Source organism: Spirillospora sp. NPDC047279, from assembly GCF_040643285.1.
Lineage (GTDB): Bacteria > Actinomycetota > Actinomycetes > Streptosporangiales > Streptosporangiaceae > Spirillospora.
Genome location: NZ_JBEYUA010000005.1, coordinates 564,098 through 580,697, shown reverse-complemented (window position 1 = coordinate 580,697; position 16,600 = coordinate 564,098). Strand labels below are relative to the sequence as shown.

The window sequence follows — 16,600 nt, the reverse complement described above, 5'->3', positions numbered from 1 at the left end:
GAACGGCGCGGAGTCCTGACCCGGGGCGGTGCGCACGCAGGGCCATCGACGGTCGGCCGAGAGTCACATGGGGCACAATCGAGCCATGGCGTCGACGCAAGCGATCACTTACTGCCGTATCTGTGAGCCGCTCTGCGGGCTGGCGGCGACCGTCGAGGACGGCGTGCTGCTCCAGATCAGGCCGGACCGTGAACATCCGCTCTCCACGGGCTTCGCGTGCCCCAAGGGCATCGCGATGACCGAGATCCAGAACGATCCGGACCGGGTGCTGCACCCGCTGCGCCGGAAGCCGGACGGGGAGTTCGAGCAGGTGAGCTGGGACGTGGCGCTCACCGAGATCGCCGAGCGGCTCGACCGCGTGCGCAGGGATCACGGGGGAGAGGCGATCGGCTGGTACTTCGGCAACCCGGCCACGTTCTCCTACAGCCACCCGCTCTGGTCGAGCGGGTTCATGGCGGCGCTGAAGTCGCCGCACTTCTACTCGGCCGGGTCGCAGGACGTCAACAACCGGTTCGCGGCGAGCGCGCTGCTGTACGGGTCGCCGCTGCTGGTGCCGATCCCCGATCTCAAGCGGACCGACCTGCTGGTCATGCTCGGCGCGAACCCGCTGGTGTCGCACGGCAGCCTCGTCACCGCGCCGCGCATCCGGGACGACCTGGCCGCGATCGTGTCCCGGGGCGGGCGGGTGCTGGTCGTCGACCCGCGCCGGACCGAGACGGCCAAGGCGTTCGAGCATCTGCCGGTCAGCCCCGACGGCGACGCCTGGCTGCTGCTCTCCCTGCTGAACGTCATCTTCGCGGAGGGCCTGGAGGACCGCGGCGCGCTGCGGGGCGGTGACGGCGCGGACAGGCTGCGCGAGCTGGCGGGCGGGTTCGCGCCCGAGGACACCGAGGTGCGCAGCGGGGTTCCGGCCGAGACGGTGCGGGCCCTCGCACGCGACCTCGCGGCGGCCGAACGGGCCGTGGTGTACGGGCGGACGGGCACCTGCCTGGGCCGGTACGGCACGCTGACGGCGTTCCTCATCGACGTGGTCACGTTCGTCACCGGCAACCTCGACCGGCCGGGCGGCGCGATCTTCGGGGCCGCGCCGATCCGGGTGGAGGAGATCGTGCGGCTGTCCGGGCTCGGCACGTACGGCAGGACCAGGTCGCGGGTGGGCGGCTACCCGGACGTGCTCGGCACCTTCCCGGCCGGCGTCATGGCCGAGGAGATCACCACGCCGGGGCGCGGGCAGATGCGGGCGCTGATCGTCTCGGCGGGCAACCCGCTCAACTCGGTGCCCGGAAGCGCCGCGCTGGAGAAGGCGCTGGACGACCTGGACGTGCTGGTCAGCATCGACCTGTACGTGTCCGACACCGGGCGCAAGGCCGACTACGTGCTGCCCGCCACGACGTTCCTCGAACGTGAGGACTTCCCGCTGCCGTTCCTGCAGAACCACCTCACGCCGTACGTCACGTGGACCGAGGCCGTCGTGCCGCCGCGCGGCGAGGCCCGGCAGGAGTGGGAGATCATCGACGCCCTCGCGCGCCGGATGCGGCTGCCGATCGGCTCGATGCCGGCGCAGCGGCTGGCGTACCGGCTGGGCGTGCGGCCGTCGCCGCGCCGGATGGTGGACGCGCTGCTGCGCACCGGCCCGTACGGCGACTGGTACGGGCTGCGGCGCGGCGGGCTCAGCCTGCGCAAGCTGCGGAACGCGCCGCACGGCATCGTGCTGCGCGACCACCAGCGGACCGGGACGTTGCGGCGCCGGCTGCGGACCAAGGGCAAGAAGGTGCGCCTGGCGCCGCCGGAGATCGTCGCCGAGGTCGAACGGCTGGCCGGAGCGCAGGAGCCGCCCGCCGGCTACCCGCTGCGCCTGATCGGGATGCGCGAGCTGCGGTCGCACAACTCGTGGATGCACAACGCCCCGGCGCTCATGCGGGGCAAGCGCGAGCACATGGCGCGCGTCCATCCCAAGGACGCGGCGGAGTTCGGTCTCCAGGACGGGGAGCCGTGCCGCGTCTCCTCGCCGCACGGCTCGGTCGTCCTGCCGGTGAACGTCACCGACGAGATGACGCCGGGAACGGTCGCGGTGCCGCACGGATGGGGCCACCGGGGCGGCTGGCGGGTCGCCAACGCGGCCGGGGGCGTGAACGTCAACCTGCTCGCCTCGCCCGATCCGGACGATCTGGAGCCGCTGGCCGGGATGGCGCACCTCAACGGCGTGCCCGTGAAGATCGCCCCTGTCTGATCTCCCGGCGGCGCCCGGCCGGTCCGGGCCGTTCGAGCGGCGTGCTCCGGGCGCCTCGGCGTGCCGTCAGGCGGCGGTCGGGGTGGTGGGGCGGTGCGGGGCGACGACGCGGCCGTCGGGCAGCAGCTCGCCGGTGTCCTCGAAGACCACGATCCCGTTGCAGAGGAGGCTCCAGCCCTGTTCTGGATGGCTCGCCACGATGCGCGCGGCCTCGCGGTTGAGCCCGTCGGGCGTGGGGCACGGCGGCTGGTGGCCGCAGGTCGTCGTCCTGTCTGGGGTGGTCACGGATACCTCCTGGTGTCCTGTGATTTAGGACATACCGCAGCTTGCATCCGGTCACCCGAAATATGCAAGGGATCGACGAATTCTTTACCTTTCCTTGCTTGCCGAAACGGTCCTCAGCGCACGATCAGCGCAGCAGGTCGTCGTCCGCCTCGTCGCCCCGATCGACGTCCAGGCCCACCACCGTCGTGCATCCGGTGCACACCCATTCGGCGATGACGGCCTCGGAGTTGGTGCCGTGGGTGCGGTAGGGCTGCTCCACCCGGCGGCGGCGCATCCCGTGCCCGCACGAGGAGTGCAGCAGCCGGCCGCACTGCGGGCACGGCCACACGTCCTCGCGGCGCCGCTCGCAGCGCGGGCAGGGCGGTGCCGCGGTGAGATCCGGCGACTCGAGGCCGCCGAGCTCGTTGAGCCACTCCAGCTCCAGGTCGAGGTACTCGTCTCCGGGCCAGTGATGGTCGGCGAGCCAGGCGAGGTACTCCTCGTCGCCGGGCTCCAGCACGGCGGTGAGCGACTCGGGGTGTTCGGCGCCGGTGGACACGGTGGCGGGGCTGATCGTGTCCGCTTCGGCCCGCGGGTTCCGGGGGGAGCCGCCGGAGCCGCGCCGCACCACGGCCGGCAGCGCGAGAAGCGCCAGCAGGCCGAGGAGCACGGCGGCCAGGAAGCCCGTAGCCGTGGGCATCGTGTGGGTCCTTTCATGATCTCGAAACGGGGGGAGGAGCGATCATGAATTCACTTCACAAAACGCTGAGAAACTACAGGAAAGGCTCCTAACGGAAAAGTCGATCAGAAAAGAATCTCGCAGATGCACGTGCACGCGGAGGGGACCGAAACCCGGCGTCCCCGTCGCCATCCGGCGTGCCGCCTGCGGAATCGGCACGTCTGTAGATCGTTCCAGGCGGCCTGAGTCGGCCAGGGATTTCACCCTCCGCTGAAACCCCCCGCGCGCACGCGGGACATGCTCCGCGCCACCCTCCGTCCATGCGGCCGCCGGCGCGAACCGTCCGGCAGGGTGTCCTTAAGTCTGCTTTCGGTGCCGCTTGTTGTGATCGTGACTGTCGCCCCGGACGGCCGGGACGGCACGTGACGACGACGGAGGGCATGAGCATGGCGCTCAGCGCACGTACGAAGATCGCGATCGCGGTGGCGGGCCTCGCCGGGGCGGCCGGGCTGGCCGCCGGCGGCACGGCCCTTGCCGATCCTGGCGGCGGCCGGAGCGAGCTGGTCATCAGCGACCCGGCCCCGGGCTCCGGCGGCGCCGGAACCACCGGAACGGCCGGCACCACGGGGACCACCGGCGCCGACGAGCACGACTGTCCCGAACGTGACGGTGCCGGCGGGCAGGCGGCGGACGCACGATGACCCTGCCGCCCGCCACCGAAGAGGGCGCCGTCGCCGAACGTGCCCTCTTCGAGGTGAAGCGCGTGATCGTCGGCCAGGACCGCATGGTCGAGCGCATGCTCGTCGCGGTCCTGGCCGGGGGCCACTGCCTGCTGGAGGGCGTGCCGGGCGTCGCCAAGACGCTGGGCGCGGAGACGCTGGCGACCGTGCTCGGCGGCACGTTCGCCCGGTTGCAGTTCACCCCCGACCTGGTCCCGTCGGACATCATGGGCACCCGGATCTACCGGCCCTCCACCGAGCGGTTCGACATCGAGCTCGGCCCGGTGATGGCCAACATCGTGCTCGCCGACGAGATCAACCGCGCGCCCGCCAAGGTCCAGTCGGCGCTGCTGGAGGTCATGGGGGAACGGCAGGTCAGCATCGGCGGGCGCACGTTCCCGGTGCCGTCGCCGTTCCTGGTCCTGGCCACCCAGAACCCCATCGAGTCCGAGGGCGTCTACCAGCTGCCCGAGGCGCAGCGCGACCGGTTCCTGATGAAGATCGACGTCGGGTACCCGACCGAGGCCGAGGAACTGTCGATCCTCTACCGGATGAGCGTCCATCCGCCCACGCCCGCGCGGATCCTGGACCCCGAGGGGGTGGCGCGGCTCCGGCGCGCCGCCGACGGGGTCTTCGTGCACGACGAGGTGGCGCGGTACGCGGTACGGCTGACCGCCGCGACCCGCGACCCGCTCGCGTACGGCGTGCCCGAGGCCGCCCGGCTCATCTCCTACGGCGCGGGGCCGCGAGCGACGCTCGGCCTGGTCGCCGCCGGCCGCGCGCTGGCACTGCTGCGCGGGCGCGAGTACGTGCTGCCCGCGGACGTGCGCGACCTGGCCGCCGACGTCATGGCGCACCGGCTTGTGCTCTCGTTCGACGCGCTCGCCGACGGGATCCCGCCGCGGGCGATCGTCGGCAAGATCGTGGACGGGCTGCCGCTGCCGCGCATCGCGCCGCGCGACGACGTGGACACCGCCGCCGGCGCCGGGCTCGGCAACGGCCAGGGCAACGGGCTCGGCCAGGGCAACGGGCTCGGCCAGGGCGGCGGGCTCGGCAAGGGCGGCGGCGACGGAGTGCCGGACTCCGCCGGAGGGGCGGCCGCGTGACCGACCTCGACCTGCGCGAACTCGCCCCCGAGCAGGCGCTCCGGCGGCTGGAGCTGATCATCACGCGCCGGCTGGACGGGCTCCTCCAGGGCGATCACCTCGGCCTGCTGCCGGGGCCGGGCACCGAGGTGGCGGACGGCCGCGAGTACCGGCCCGGCGACGACGTCCGGACGATGGACTGGAACCTCACCGCCCGCACCACCGTGCCGCACGTCCGCGACCGCATCGCCGACCGCGAGCTGGAGACCTGGGTCCTCGCCGACGCGACCGCGAGCATGGACTTCGGCACCGGCCGCGTCGAGAAGCGCGACCTGGCGGTGTACGCGGTGGCGGCGGTCGCGTTCCTCACCGAACGCACCGGCAACCGCATCGGCGCCCAGGTCCTGCACGGCGGCGGGCTGAGGCACATACCCGCGCGCAGCGGGCGGTCGCACCTGCTCGGCCTGCTGCGGTCCCTGCTGGCGGTGCCGCGCGCCCTGCCCGGCGGGACCGGCGCGCCCTCGCTCGGCGCGGGCGCCGACCTCCTGCTGCGGACGACGTCGCGGCGCCGCGGCCTGGCCGTGGTGGTCTCCGACTTCCTGGAGACCGTCGAGTCGTGGGAACGGCCGCTGCGCCTGCTGGCCGGCCGGCACCAGGTGCTGGCCGTCGAGGTCGTGGACCCGCGCGAGCTGTCGCTGCCGGACGTCGGGCTGCTCACGGTGGTCGACCCCGAGACGGGCCGCCGCCGCGAGATCCCGACCGCCAGCCGCCGCCTGCGCGAACGGTACGCGGTCGCCGCCGCGGAGCAGCGTGCGGCGATCTCGGCCGGGCTGCGCCGCGCCGGCGCCGCCCACCTGCGGCTGCGCACCGACGGCGACTGGATCCACGACATCGTCCAGCACGTGGTCACCCAGCGCCGCCTGGCCACGGCGGCGCCCCCACCTCCCGGCGCGTCCCCCGGCAGCCCGTCCGGCACGCCCCCCGGCAGCCCGCCCGGCGCGTCCCCCGGCAATCCGCCCGGCACGCCGCCATCGGGCTCGACACCCGGCGGAGGCGTGGCATGAGCTTCCTCGCCCCGTACCGCCTGCTGTTCCTGATCGCGCTGCTCCTGCTGCTCGCGGTGTACGTGGTCATGCAGCTGCGGCGGAGCCGGTACGCGGTCCGCTTCACCAACCTGGAGCTGCTGGAGAAGGTCGCCCCGGTCCGGCCGGGCTGGCGGCGCCACCTGCCCGCCGCCGCGTTCCTGCTCATGATCGGGCTCTTCGTGACCGGCTTCGCCCGCCCGGCGGCGGACGTGCGGGTGCCGCGCGAGCAGGCGACGATCATGGTGGCGGTCGACGTCTCCTCCTCGATGGAGGCGACCGACGTCGAGCCGGACCGGCTGACGGCGGCCAAGCGTGCGGCCCGCTCGTTCGTGGACGGGCTGCCCGCACGGTTCAACGTCGGCCTCGTGGCGTTCTCGGGCACCGCGACCGTGACCGTGCCGCCGACCACCGACCGGCCCGCGCTGCGCGCCGGCGTGGACCGGCTGGCGCTCGGCCCGCGCACCGCCATCGGCGAGGGCGTCATCGCCTCGCTGGAGGCGATCTCCGCGTTCGGCGCCCAGTTCGGCGAGGCGGCGCCACCGGGGCGCGTCGTCCTGCTGTCCGACGGCACCAACACCGCCGGCCGCAGCCCGGCCGAGGCGGCCCGCCGCGCCACGGCCGCCCGGGTGCCGGTCTCGACGATCGCGTACGGCACCGCGGAGGGCGTGATCTACCAGCGCGGCATGCCGGTCCGGGTTCCGGTCGACGGGCCCGCGCTGGAGTCGCTGGCCCAGGAGACCGGCGGGCGCTTCTACGAGGCCGCCACCGGATCGGAGTTGCGCGAGGTCTACCAGGACATCGGCAGCAGCATCGGCTACCGCACCGAGCGGCGCGAGGTGTGGGCCTGGTTCGTCGCGGCCGGGCTCATTCTCGCCTGCGCGGTGGCCGGAACGTCATTGATGTGGTTCTCCCGCCTCCCGTAGGGAACATTCGTAAGGAGTCCCCCTATGCACCTGGACCAACGAGCCGGCTCGTCCGACGGACGGTTCGGACTCGGAGAACCGCGCGGACCCGACTTCGAGCCCCCGCCACCACCTCCGGTCTGGCCTCCCGCCGCTCCTCCGGCGCCTGTGTCGCCTGCCCCGTGGGCGGCACCGGCGCGGGGGGCATCCCGGATCATGGTCGCGGCCATCCTGGCGGCCGCGCTGACCGGTGGAGCGGCGGGGGCCGCCGGGGGATGGCTCGCCGCGGGCGAGCGGTCCGCCCCGCCCCTGCGGCAGTCCACCGCGGGCCCGGTGAACGGGGCGGGCGACCTCAGCGACGTCGCCTCCCGCGTCCAGCCGAGCGTGGTGTCGATCGAGGTGCGGTCCGGCGGCGGGGCGGGCACCGGCTCGGGCTTCGTCATCGACCGCGGCGGCCACATCCTGACCAACGCGCACGTCGTCACGGGCGGGGAGACGGTCACCGTCGTCCTGGCCGACCGGCGGCGGATCACCGCCCGGGTCCTCGGCACCGACCGGACCAACGACCTGGCCGTCCTGTCGATCGACGCGTCCGACAGCCCGCCGCCGCTGGCGTTCGGCCGGTCCGCCGACGTCCGGGTCGGCGACCCCGTCCTGGCGCTCGGCTCGCCGCTCGGGCTGGCGGGCACCGTGACGTCGGGCATCGTCAGCGCGCTCAGCCGCGAGGTGCGCCTGGGCGACGGCGGGCGGCAGACCGCGCTGCAGACCGACGCCTCGATCAACCCGGGCAACTCCGGCGGCCCGCTGGTCAACGCGCGCGGCGAGGTGGTCGGCGTCAACACCGCGATCGCCACGCTGAGCCGCGGCGGTGGCGGCGGGTCGATCGGCATCGGCTTCGCGATCCCCGTCGACCGCGCGGTCGACGGCGCCCAGCGGATCATCCGCTGACCCCCTGCCAGAACATCTCGGGAGAAAGGTAGCGTCGCGGGATGAGAGTGCTCGTGGTGGAGGACGAGGAGGACCTCGTCGAGGCGCTCCGGTACGGGCTGGTCCGCGCCGACTACGCGGTCGACACCGCGACCGGCATCGCCCAGGCGTCCGAGAAGCTCTACGCCTCCTCGTACGACCTGATGATCCTGGACCTCAACCTGCCGGACGGCGACGGCTTCGACCTGTGCCGCGCGGTCCGCGCCGGTGAGCTGGACGGGGAGAGCGGGTCCGGCCTGCGGATCCTCATGCTGACCGCCCGCGACCGGCTCGGCGACCGGGTGCGCGGCCTGGACGAGGGCGCCGACGACTACCTGGTCAAGCCGTTCGCGTTCCCCGAGCTGCTGGCCCGCGTCCGCGCGCTGCTGCGCCGCGAGAGCACCGCGGGCTCGGCCGTCTGGCGGGTCGGCGAGCTGCGCATGGACACCGGCCGGTACGAGGCGTACCGCGGCGACCGGCGGCTGCAGCTGACCCCCAAGGAGTTCGCGGTGCTGCGCTACCTGATGAGCCGCCCCGGCGACGTCGTCTCCTCGGAGGACCTGCTCGAACACGTCTGGGACGAGAACGCCGACCCGTTCACCAACACCGTCCGGGTGACCGTCGGCACGCTGCGCCGCAAGCTGGCGGTCGACGACGAGGAGCCGCTGATCGAGACCGTCGTCCGGCACGGCTACCGGCTCCAGGACGACACCGCCCAGGCCGCCGCGGGGCAGGGCACCGAGCAGGGCGCGGGGCCGGGGACGGAGCCCGTGTCGTGAACGCCCTCGTCAAGAAGATCCGGGGCCGCCTGCCGGCGTTCATGCACACGATCCGCTTCCGGCTGACCGTGCTCTACTCCACCCTGCTGTTCGCGCTCGCCGCCATCGTCCTGGGCGCGGTCTTCTTCCTGGTGACCGAACGCGGCGACGCCCGGCCGATCACCACCAGGTACGCCAAGAACTACGTCTACAACGAGGACGGCACCAAGACCTACCTCGGCACGATCCCGGTGGCCGAGGTCGAGGAGGTGGAGAACGCCGTCAACTACGAGATCCAGCGGACCCTGACCCGCTACTCCGCCCCCATGCTCGGCGGGCTGTTCTGCGCGAGCCTGGCGATCGGCTGGATCCTGTCGGGCCGCGCGCTCAAGCCGGTGCGCGCGATCGCCCGCGCCGCCGAGGAGATCCAGGCCACCGACCTGTCCCGGCGCATCGAGCTGGCCGGGCCCAAGGACGAGCTGCGCCGCCTGGGCGACACGATCGACTCCATGCTCGACCGGCTGGACGAGGCGTTCCGCGCCCAGCGGCAGCTGATCGACGACGCCTCGCACGAGCTACGCAGCCCGCTGGCGATCATCAGGGCCAACCTCGACACCGTGCTCACCGAGCCGGACGCCGACGACACCGACCGGCGGCGCGCCGTCCAGGTCGTCGACCGCGCCACCACCCGCATGACCCGCCTGGTGGAGGACCTGCTCGCCACCGCGCGCCGGTCGGCGCCCGCCCTGCACGACGGCGACGTCGACCTGGCCGTCGTGGCGCGCGAGGCGGCCGAGGAGTTCGACTCGCTCGCCGGCGCCCGCGAGCTGACCATCGAGCGCCGCCTGCGGCCCGGTCTCACCACCGTCGGCGACCCCGACGCCCTCCGCCGCGCCGTCGGCAACCTGCTGTCCAACGCGGTCCGGCTCGCGCCCGCCCGCAGCGACATCCTGCTGGCCGCCGACCGGCTCGACGGCTGGCAGTGGCTCGCCGTCAAGGACGCCGGCCCCGGCCTGGACGAGGACGACCAGATCCGCGTCTTCGACCGCTTCTGGCGCGGCCCGGAGACCCGCAGGTCGAGCTCGGCCGACCGCCGCACCGGCCTCGGCCTGGCCATCGTCCGCCAGATCGTCGAGTCGCACGGCGGCCAGGTCAGGGTCTTCTCCGAACCCGGCGTCGGCAGCACCTTCGTCCTCTGGCTCCCCGGCCCCGGCCCCGTCCCGGCCGCCCCCGGCGCCCTCCCCCCGGAGAGCGATCCGTTGGGGGATCCTTGATCGGGTCTTCAACCGGGTGTCACGGGGGCGACACGCGGGCGTGGGGGGATGGGCGGTGATCCCGCCACCCCACGGAGGGCCCGCATGGACGAGCAGACCTTCCCGTACGACCCCGGCGTGCTCGCGGCGTTCCCCGGCGCGCGGTCGTGCGAGCGCGGCGAGCGGGAGACCACCTACCTGGCCGAGCGGGCCGGCGTGCCCTATCTCGTGATCGTGCCACGGCACAGCGACGGTAACGTCAAGGTGATCGCGTTCGAGGACGAGAACGAGCGGGCCGCGCACCTCGCCCAGGCCGTCACCGCCTGACCCTGCGGAAAACCACAGGGTCGGGGCTGCGGCATACGGCCGGAGAGGTCGGCGGTGCTCTCCATGGTGGCCGGAGGCCCTGATTTCTAACGTTGAAGCATGATCGAGACGTTGCGGACGACGGCCACGCAGGCCGAGCCGATCGGGGGCATCGCGGGGTGGGCCACCGACCTGATGGAGAAGCTGGGGGCGCCCGGCGCCGGGCTGGCGATCGCCCTGGAGAACCTCTTCCCGCCCCTGCCCAGCGAGGTGATCCTGCCGCTGGCCGGGTTCACCGCGGCGCAGGGCGACATGAACCTGATCGCGGCGCTGATCTGGACGACGATCGGCTCGGTCGTCGGGGCGATGGCGTTGTACGGGATCGGCGCGGCGGTGGGCCGCGACCGCATCCGGGCGCTGGTGGCCAAGCTGCCGCTGGTGAAGCTGCAGGACCTGGACAAGACCGAGGCGTGGTTCCTCAAGCACGGCGCGAAGGCGGTGTTCTTCGGCCGCATGATCCCGATCTTCCGCAGCCTGATCTCGGTGCCGGCGGGCGTCGAGCGCATGTCGCTGACGACGTTCGCGCTGCTCACCACGGCGGGCTCGGCCATCTGGAACACGGTCTTCGTGCTGGCGGGCTACGGCCTGGGTGACAACTGGCGCACGGTCGAGGAGTACGTGGGCGTCTACTCCAAGGGCGTGCTCGGTGTGGCGGCACTGGCGGTGGCGGCCTTCGTGGCGGTACGTATCGTGAAGGCACGGCGGGGCGGTCCCGCCGAGGAACCGGTGGCCTTCCAGGTCCACTACTCCAGTGACTTCCAGCCCTCGCGAAACTACGAACGTGACCGGATCGGCTGACATCGGCGACACGGCCGCGGCACCGCAGACACGGCGCCGCGGCTTCCTCGCGCGCCTGGTCCGGGCGGCCGCCGGGCTGGTGCTGGGCGCCGCGAGCGCCGGCGCGGAGCTGGTCTTGCTCGCGCTGGCCGCGCCCGTCATGGCGTACGCGCTGGCGTTCTCCCGCGGGCAGCGCACCGTGCCGACCGTCCTCGCAGACGGGGCGGTCAGGCTGACGACGCTCGAACGGCGCCGGCTCTCGATCTTCTACGGGTACGACGAGCCCGCCCAGCACGGGCCGGTGCGGGCGCTGGCCTACCTGGTCCTGCGGGCCCCGGTCGGCGTGCTCGGCGGCATCATCCTCATCCTGATCGCCTACGGCGCGGCCGCCGCGGTGTCGCTCGCCCTGGGCTGGTGGGTGACCGGCGACTACGCCGACGGCATCGAGCCCGAGCCGTGGATCGTGACCTACATCGTCGTTCTCGGGCTCGTCCTGCTGTTCCTCGGCATCCAGGGTCTGGTGGGGGTGGTCGCGCTGGAACGCAAGGTGGCGCGGCGCTGCCTGGGGCCGAGCCCGCTGGAGGCGTACGAGCGGCGGATCGCGCAGCTGTCGGTCAGCCGGGCCGAGGTCGTCGACGCCGTGGACGACGAGCGCCGCCGCATCGAGCGCGACCTGCACGACGGCGTCCAGCAGCGGCTGGTCGCGCTGGGCATGCTGATCGGGCGGGCCCGCCGCGCCGGGGACGGTGAACGGGCGCAGGAGCTGCTGCGGCAGGCGCACGAGGAGTCCCAGCGGGCCCTGGAAGACCTCCGCGAGGTCGCGTGGCGGGTCTACCCGGCCGCCCTGGACGGGGAGGGCCTGCGGACGGCGCTGGAGACGGTCGCCGAACGGTCTCCGGTGCCGGTGACGATCGACTACGAGGTGGCCGGGCGCCCGCCGCACGCGGTGGAGACCGCGGCCTACTTCGTGGTGTGCGAGGCCGTCACCAACGCCAACAAGCACTCGGCCGCGGCCCGCGTGGCCGTCCGCATCTCGGGGGACGAGAAGATGATCCACGTGCGCATCGAGGACGACGGGACCGGGGGCGCCGACCCCGCGGGCGGCGGGCTGGCCGGGCTGGCGCGCCGCGTGGCCGCGCTGGACGGCGACTTCGCCGTGGAGAGCCCGTCCGGCGGGCCGACCGTGATCAGTGCGGAGCTGCCATGCGGGTGATGCTCGCCGAAGACTCCACGCTGCTGCGCGAGGGGCTGGTCCGGCTCCTGGCCGAGGAGGGACACGAGGTCGTGGCGGCGGTGGGCGACGCCGACGCGCTGCTGGCCGCGGTCGAGGCCGCGCCGCCGGACGTGGTCGTCGTCGACGTGCGGATGCCGCCGACGCACACCGACGAGGGGCTGCGCGCCGCGCTGGAGATCCGGCGGCGGTGGCCGGCGGTGGGCGTGCTGGTGCTCTCGCAGTACGTCGAGAAGCGCTACGCCACCGAGCTGATCACCGCCGACACCACCGGGGTCGGCTACCTGCTCAAGGACCGGGTGGCCCAGGTGGACGAGTTCCTGGACGCCCTCGACCGGGTGGGGGAGGGCGGCGCGGCGTTCGACCCGGAGGTCGTGCGGCAGCTGGTGGTGCGCAGCTCCAAGGCCGACCCGCTCAGCCGCCTCACGCCGCGCGAGCGGGACGTGCTCGACCACATGGCGCAGGGCCACACCAACGCCTCCATCGCCGCGCACCTGCACGTCTCGCAGAGCGCCGTGGAGAAGCACGTCAACGCCATCTTCGACAAGCTCGACCTGTCGCACACGACCGGCTACAGCCGCCGGGTGCTCGCCGTGCTCCGCTACCTCGGCTCCTAGCCGTGCCGGCTCGTTGAACGACGGCCGCGAGCGGGTGCCCCCGCGTTGTCGGGCGTCGTGGCTAGAGTGACCCGGGCGGGCAGATCGCCGGAAATTCACACGTGAGACCTGGGTGATTTGGGGTATTACCCTGAGTGATGCGCCGGTTACGGGGCGCACACCTACAAGGGGGAACGAATCATGGGCCAGAACAAGGCCGCCAAGTCGGGCAAGGCCAAGAAGCAGGCCATCAGGGCCAGCCGCGAGGCCAAGCAGCAGAAGCGTTCGGCGAGCCAGCCGCGGCCGACCGCCGAGCAGCCTCAGACGGAGCAGCGCCCGGCCGGCGAATGACCGTTCCACCGGACCGTGATGGAGGATCGTGCCCGGGTATCTGCGATTTCCAGCGATCTTCCATGACGTGATCGTCTTCGTCAGCGAGGACGACCTGTGGATGGTGCCCGCGGTGGGCGGACGTGCGTTCCGGCTCACCGCGGGCGTCGCCGCGTCGTCCTCTCCGCGGTTGTCCCCCGACGGCTCCCAGCTCGCGTTCGTCGGGCGGGAGGAGGGGCCCGCCGAGGTCTACGTGATGCCCGCGTCCGGCGGCACCGGGCGGCGCCTCACGTTCCACGGCGTCTCGTGCGCCGTCAGCGGCTGGGACCCGTCCGGCGGCATCATCTACGCCAGCGACGAGGGGCAGCCGTTCCACGGGGTGCGGTGGCTGCACCGCATCCATCCCGACGGCCCGCCCGAACGCCTGCCGTACGGCCCCGCCAACACCATCTCCTACGGTCCCGGCGGGGGAGTGGTGCTGGGCCGCAACACCGCCGACCCGGCGCGCTGGAAGCGTTACCGCGGCGGCACGGCCGGCGACCTGTGGGTCGACGCCGCCGGGACGGGCGAGTTCCGGCGGCTCATCGCGCTGCCGGGCAACCTGGCCTCGCCGTGCTGGATCGGCGAGCGCATCTACTTCCTGTCCGACCACGAGGGCGTCGGCAACGTCTACTCCTGCACGCCCGGCGGCACCGGCCTGCGCCGCCACACCGACCACGCCGACTACTACGCGCGCAACCTGTCCGGCGACGGTCGGCGGCTGGTCTACCACTGCCGCGCCGACCTCTATCTGCTCGACCCGGACGAGGAGTCGCCGCAACGCCTCGACGTGCGGCTGGCCAGCTCGCGCAGCCAGCTCAACCGGCGGTTCGCCGACGCCGCCGACTTCCTCGACAGCGCGACGCCGAGCCCCGACGGCTCCGGCCTGGCGATCACCACCCGGGGCAAGGCGTTCTCGTTCGCGGGCTGGGAGGGCCCGGTCCGGCAGCACGGCGAGCTGGACGGCGTGCGCTACCGGCTGCTCACCTGGCTCAACGACCAGCGCCGCCTGGTCGCCGCGGCCAGCGACGACGCCGACCGCGAGGTGCTGGTGGTGCTGTCCGCCGACGGCACGCCCGCGCCCGTCCGGCTGGACGGCGCCGACACCGGCCGGATCCTGGAGCTGCAGGTGTCGCCGGGCGACGCCGACCGGATCGCGGTCACCAACCACCGCAACGAACTGCTGCTCATCACGCTGCCCCCGGGCGGCGACGAGCCGGTCGTGACGCCGATCGAGGCCAGCCCCTACGGCGCGGTCACCGACCTGGCCTGGTCCGCCGACGGCACCTGGCTGGCGTACGCCTGCCCGGAGACCGCGCAGACCACCGGCATCAAGGTGTGCCGGGCCGAGACCGGGGACACGTTCGCCGCCACCCGCCCGGTGCTGCGCGACCGCCGCCCCGCGTTCGACCCCGAGGGCCGCTACCTCTACTTCATCGGCGAGCGGGTCTTCAACCCGGTCTACGACTCGCTCAACTTCGACCTCGGCTTCCCGCTGGGCACGCGCCCGTACGCGATCGCGCTGCGCGCCGACGTCGGCTCCCCGTTCGTCCCCGAGCCGCGTCCGGTCGTCAAGCCGGACGACGGCGAGCACAAAGGCGACGATAAGGAGTCCGGCGGCAAGGATTCCGGGGACAAGGATTCCGGGGACAAGGATTCCGGGGACAAGGGGGACAAGAAGGACGACGAGGCCGGCGAGCAGGCCGGGCCCCTCGTCATCGACACCGGCGGACTGGCGCGCCGGGTGGTGGCGTTCCCGCTCCCGGAGGCGCGCTACGACCGCATCGCCGGGCTCAAGGGCAAGGTCGTCTACACGACGTTCCCGGTCGAGGGCGCCCTCGACGACCCGCACGCCGAGGCCGAGACCGGCACCCTGCACTGCTACGACTTCGCCAAGCAGGAGGCCGTCGAACTGGTCTCCGAGGTCACCGACTTCGTGCTCGGCCGCGACGGCAGGACCCTGCTCTACCGGTCGGGCGACCGGCTGCGGCTCGTCGAGGCGGGCGAGGAGCCGTCCGACGAACGCGAGACGAGCCGCGAGAACGGCTGGATCGACCTCGGCCGCGTCAAGGTGTCGGTGCGGCCCGAGGCCGAGTGGCGGCAGATGTTCCGCGAGGCGTGGCGGCTGCAGAAGGAGCAGTTCTGGGCCGAGGACATGTCCGGCCTCGACTGGGACGGCGTCTACGCGCGCTACCTGCCGCTGGTCGACCGCGTCGCCACCCGCGGCGAGTTCTCCGACCTCCTGTGGGAGCTGCTCGGCGAGCTCGGCACGTCCCACGCGTACGAGAGCGGCGGCGAATACCGCGACCGCCCGCACTACTGGCAGGGCAAGCTCGCCGTCGACTGGGCGGTGGAGGACGGGCTCTACCGGATCGCGCACATCGCCGAGGGCGACGAGTGGGACCCGCGCGCGACCTCACCGCTCACCCGGCCGGGCGTCGACGTGCGGCCCGGCGACGTGGTCGTCGCCATCAACGGCCAGCCGGTCGGCCCCGGCGCCCTGCCCGGCCAGCGCCTGGTCAACCAGGCCGACCAGGAGGTTCAGCTGACCGTCCTGCGCGGCACCGACCTGCGCACCGTCACCGTGAAGGCGCTCGGCGACGAGCTGCCCGCCCGCTACCGCGACTGGGTGACGCGCAACCGGACGTTCGTGCACGGCACGACCGACGGGCGGGTCGGCTACCTGCACATCCCCGACATGGGGCCGGAGGGCTACGCCGAGTTCCACCGGGGCTTCCTGACCGAGTTCGACCGCGAGGCCCTGATCGTGGACGTGCGCTTCAACGGCGGCGGCCACGTCTCGGCGCTGCTGCTGGAGAAGCTCTCCCGCAAGCGCATCGGCTACGACTACCCGCGCTGGGGCGTGCCGACGCCCTACCCGGACGAGTCACCGCGCGGCCCCATCGTCGCGCTCACCAACGAGCTCGCGGGCTCGGACGGCGACATCTTCTGCCACGCGTTCAAGCTGCGCGGGCTCGGCCCGCTGGTCGGCCGCCGCACCTGGGGCGGCGTCGTCGGCATCTGGCCGCGCCACAAGCTCGCCGACGGCACCGTCACCACCCAGCCGGAGTACTCCTTCGCCTTCGACGACGTCGGCTGGCGGGTGGAGAACTACGGCACCGACCCCGACATCGAGGTCGACATCACGCCGCAGGACTACGCCGCCGGGCTCGACACCCAGCTGCGCAAGGCCGTCGAGGTCGCCCTCGACCAGCTCGACCAGCACCCCCCGCACACCGCGAACCCGCAGGCACGCCCGGGCGTGGAGATCCCCGACCTCCCGCCCCGCCCCACCCCGCCCGGCCTCGACTAGCCCCGCG

The 16,600-nt window shown here is 73.3% G+C and carries 16 protein-coding genes; 14 read left to right on the top strand and 2 right to left on the bottom strand.

Annotation, left to right across the window (positions count from 1 at the left end; genetic code table 11):
• The first annotated feature begins 85 nt into the window (after positions 1 to 85).
• Positions 86 to 2,230: a molybdopterin-dependent oxidoreductase gene (locus ABZ810_RS16185; protein ID WP_358403612.1), complete on the top strand. Its 2,145-nt coding sequence runs from the start codon at positions 86 to 88 to the stop codon at positions 2,228 to 2,230.
• Between the two features lie 66 nt (positions 2,231 to 2,296).
• Here ABZ810_RS16185 and ABZ810_RS16180 read toward each other — a convergent pair whose 3' ends face one another.
• Positions 2,297 to 2,515 carry a DUF5999 family protein gene (locus ABZ810_RS16180; protein ID WP_358403611.1) on the bottom strand — a complete coding sequence of 73 codons (219 nt, stop codon included), beginning with the start codon at positions 2,513 to 2,515 and terminating at the stop codon, positions 2,297 to 2,299.
• Between the two features lie 124 nt (positions 2,516 to 2,639).
• Positions 2,640 to 3,194: a hypothetical protein gene (locus ABZ810_RS16175; RefSeq protein WP_358403610.1), complete on the bottom strand. Its 555-nt coding sequence runs from the start codon at positions 3,192 to 3,194 to the stop codon at positions 2,640 to 2,642.
• 401 nt (positions 3,195 to 3,595) lie between these two features.
• Here ABZ810_RS16175 and ABZ810_RS16170 point away from each other — a divergent pair, with 401 nt between their 5' ends.
• From ABZ810_RS16170 to ABZ810_RS16110, 13 genes are all read left to right on the top strand, one after another.
• A complete protein-coding gene (locus tag ABZ810_RS16170; RefSeq protein WP_358403609.1) occupies positions 3,596 to 3,874 on the top strand; it encodes a hypothetical protein in 279 nt (92 codons plus the stop codon).
• Positions 3,871 to 4,998 carry a MoxR family ATPase gene (locus ABZ810_RS16165; protein ID WP_358403608.1) on the top strand — a complete coding sequence of 376 codons (1,128 nt, stop codon included), beginning with the start codon at positions 3,871 to 3,873 and terminating at the stop codon, positions 4,996 to 4,998. The genes ABZ810_RS16170 and ABZ810_RS16165 overlap by 4 nt, the downstream gene beginning before the upstream one ends.
• Entirely contained in the window at positions 4,995 to 6,041 is a 1,047-nt protein-coding gene (locus ABZ810_RS16160; RefSeq protein ID WP_358403606.1) for a DUF58 domain-containing protein, read from the top strand. Before ABZ810_RS16165 ends, ABZ810_RS16160 begins: the two co-directional genes overlap by 4 nt.
• Complete coding sequence (locus ABZ810_RS16155; protein ID WP_358403605.1) at positions 6,038 to 6,985, top strand: VWA domain-containing protein; 948 nt, start codon at positions 6,038 to 6,040, stop codon at positions 6,983 to 6,985. The genes ABZ810_RS16160 and ABZ810_RS16155 overlap by 4 nt, the downstream gene beginning before the upstream one ends.
• A gap of 195 nt (positions 6,986 to 7,180) precedes the next feature.
• The gene (locus tag ABZ810_RS16150) at positions 7,181 to 7,912 is read left to right on the top strand and encodes a trypsin-like peptidase domain-containing protein (RefSeq protein ID WP_358403603.1); all 732 of its coding nucleotides are present in this window, start codon (positions 7,181 to 7,183) and stop codon (positions 7,910 to 7,912) included.
• 41 nt (positions 7,913 to 7,953) lie between these two features.
• Positions 7,954 to 8,709 (top strand): response regulator transcription factor, encoded by a 756-nt coding sequence (locus ABZ810_RS16145; protein WP_358403601.1) that lies wholly within the window; start codon positions 7,954 to 7,956, stop codon positions 8,707 to 8,709.
• Entirely contained in the window at positions 8,706 to 9,962 is a 1,257-nt protein-coding gene (locus ABZ810_RS16140) for a HAMP domain-containing sensor histidine kinase (RefSeq protein WP_358403600.1), read from the top strand. Before ABZ810_RS16145 ends, ABZ810_RS16140 begins: the two co-directional genes overlap by 4 nt.
• A gap of 84 nt (positions 9,963 to 10,046) precedes the next feature.
• Positions 10,047 to 10,268: a hypothetical protein gene (locus ABZ810_RS16135; protein ID WP_358403599.1), complete on the top strand. Its 222-nt coding sequence runs from the start codon at positions 10,047 to 10,049 to the stop codon at positions 10,266 to 10,268.
• A gap of 99 nt (positions 10,269 to 10,367) precedes the next feature.
• On the top strand, positions 10,368 to 11,105 hold the full coding sequence (locus ABZ810_RS16130; RefSeq protein WP_358403597.1) for a DedA family protein: 738 nt from the start codon (positions 10,368 to 10,370) through the stop codon (positions 11,103 to 11,105).
• Positions 11,089 to 12,297 carry a histidine kinase gene (locus tag ABZ810_RS16125; protein WP_358403595.1) on the top strand — a complete coding sequence of 403 codons (1,209 nt, stop codon included), beginning with the start codon at positions 11,089 to 11,091 and terminating at the stop codon, positions 12,295 to 12,297. The genes ABZ810_RS16130 and ABZ810_RS16125 overlap by 17 nt, the downstream gene beginning before the upstream one ends.
• Positions 12,288 to 12,932, top strand: coding sequence for a response regulator transcription factor (locus ABZ810_RS16120; RefSeq protein ID WP_358403594.1), 645 nt, complete (start codon positions 12,288 to 12,290; stop codon positions 12,930 to 12,932). The genes ABZ810_RS16125 and ABZ810_RS16120 overlap by 10 nt, the downstream gene beginning before the upstream one ends.
• A gap of 180 nt (positions 12,933 to 13,112) precedes the next feature.
• Entirely contained in the window at positions 13,113 to 13,262 is a 150-nt protein-coding gene (locus tag ABZ810_RS16115; RefSeq protein WP_358403592.1) for a hypothetical protein, read from the top strand.
• A gap of 67 nt (positions 13,263 to 13,329) precedes the next feature.
• Entirely contained in the window at positions 13,330 to 16,593 is a 3,264-nt protein-coding gene (locus tag ABZ810_RS16110; protein ID WP_358403591.1) for a PDZ domain-containing protein, read from the top strand.
• The last annotated feature ends 7 nt before the right edge of the window (positions 16,594 to 16,600 follow it).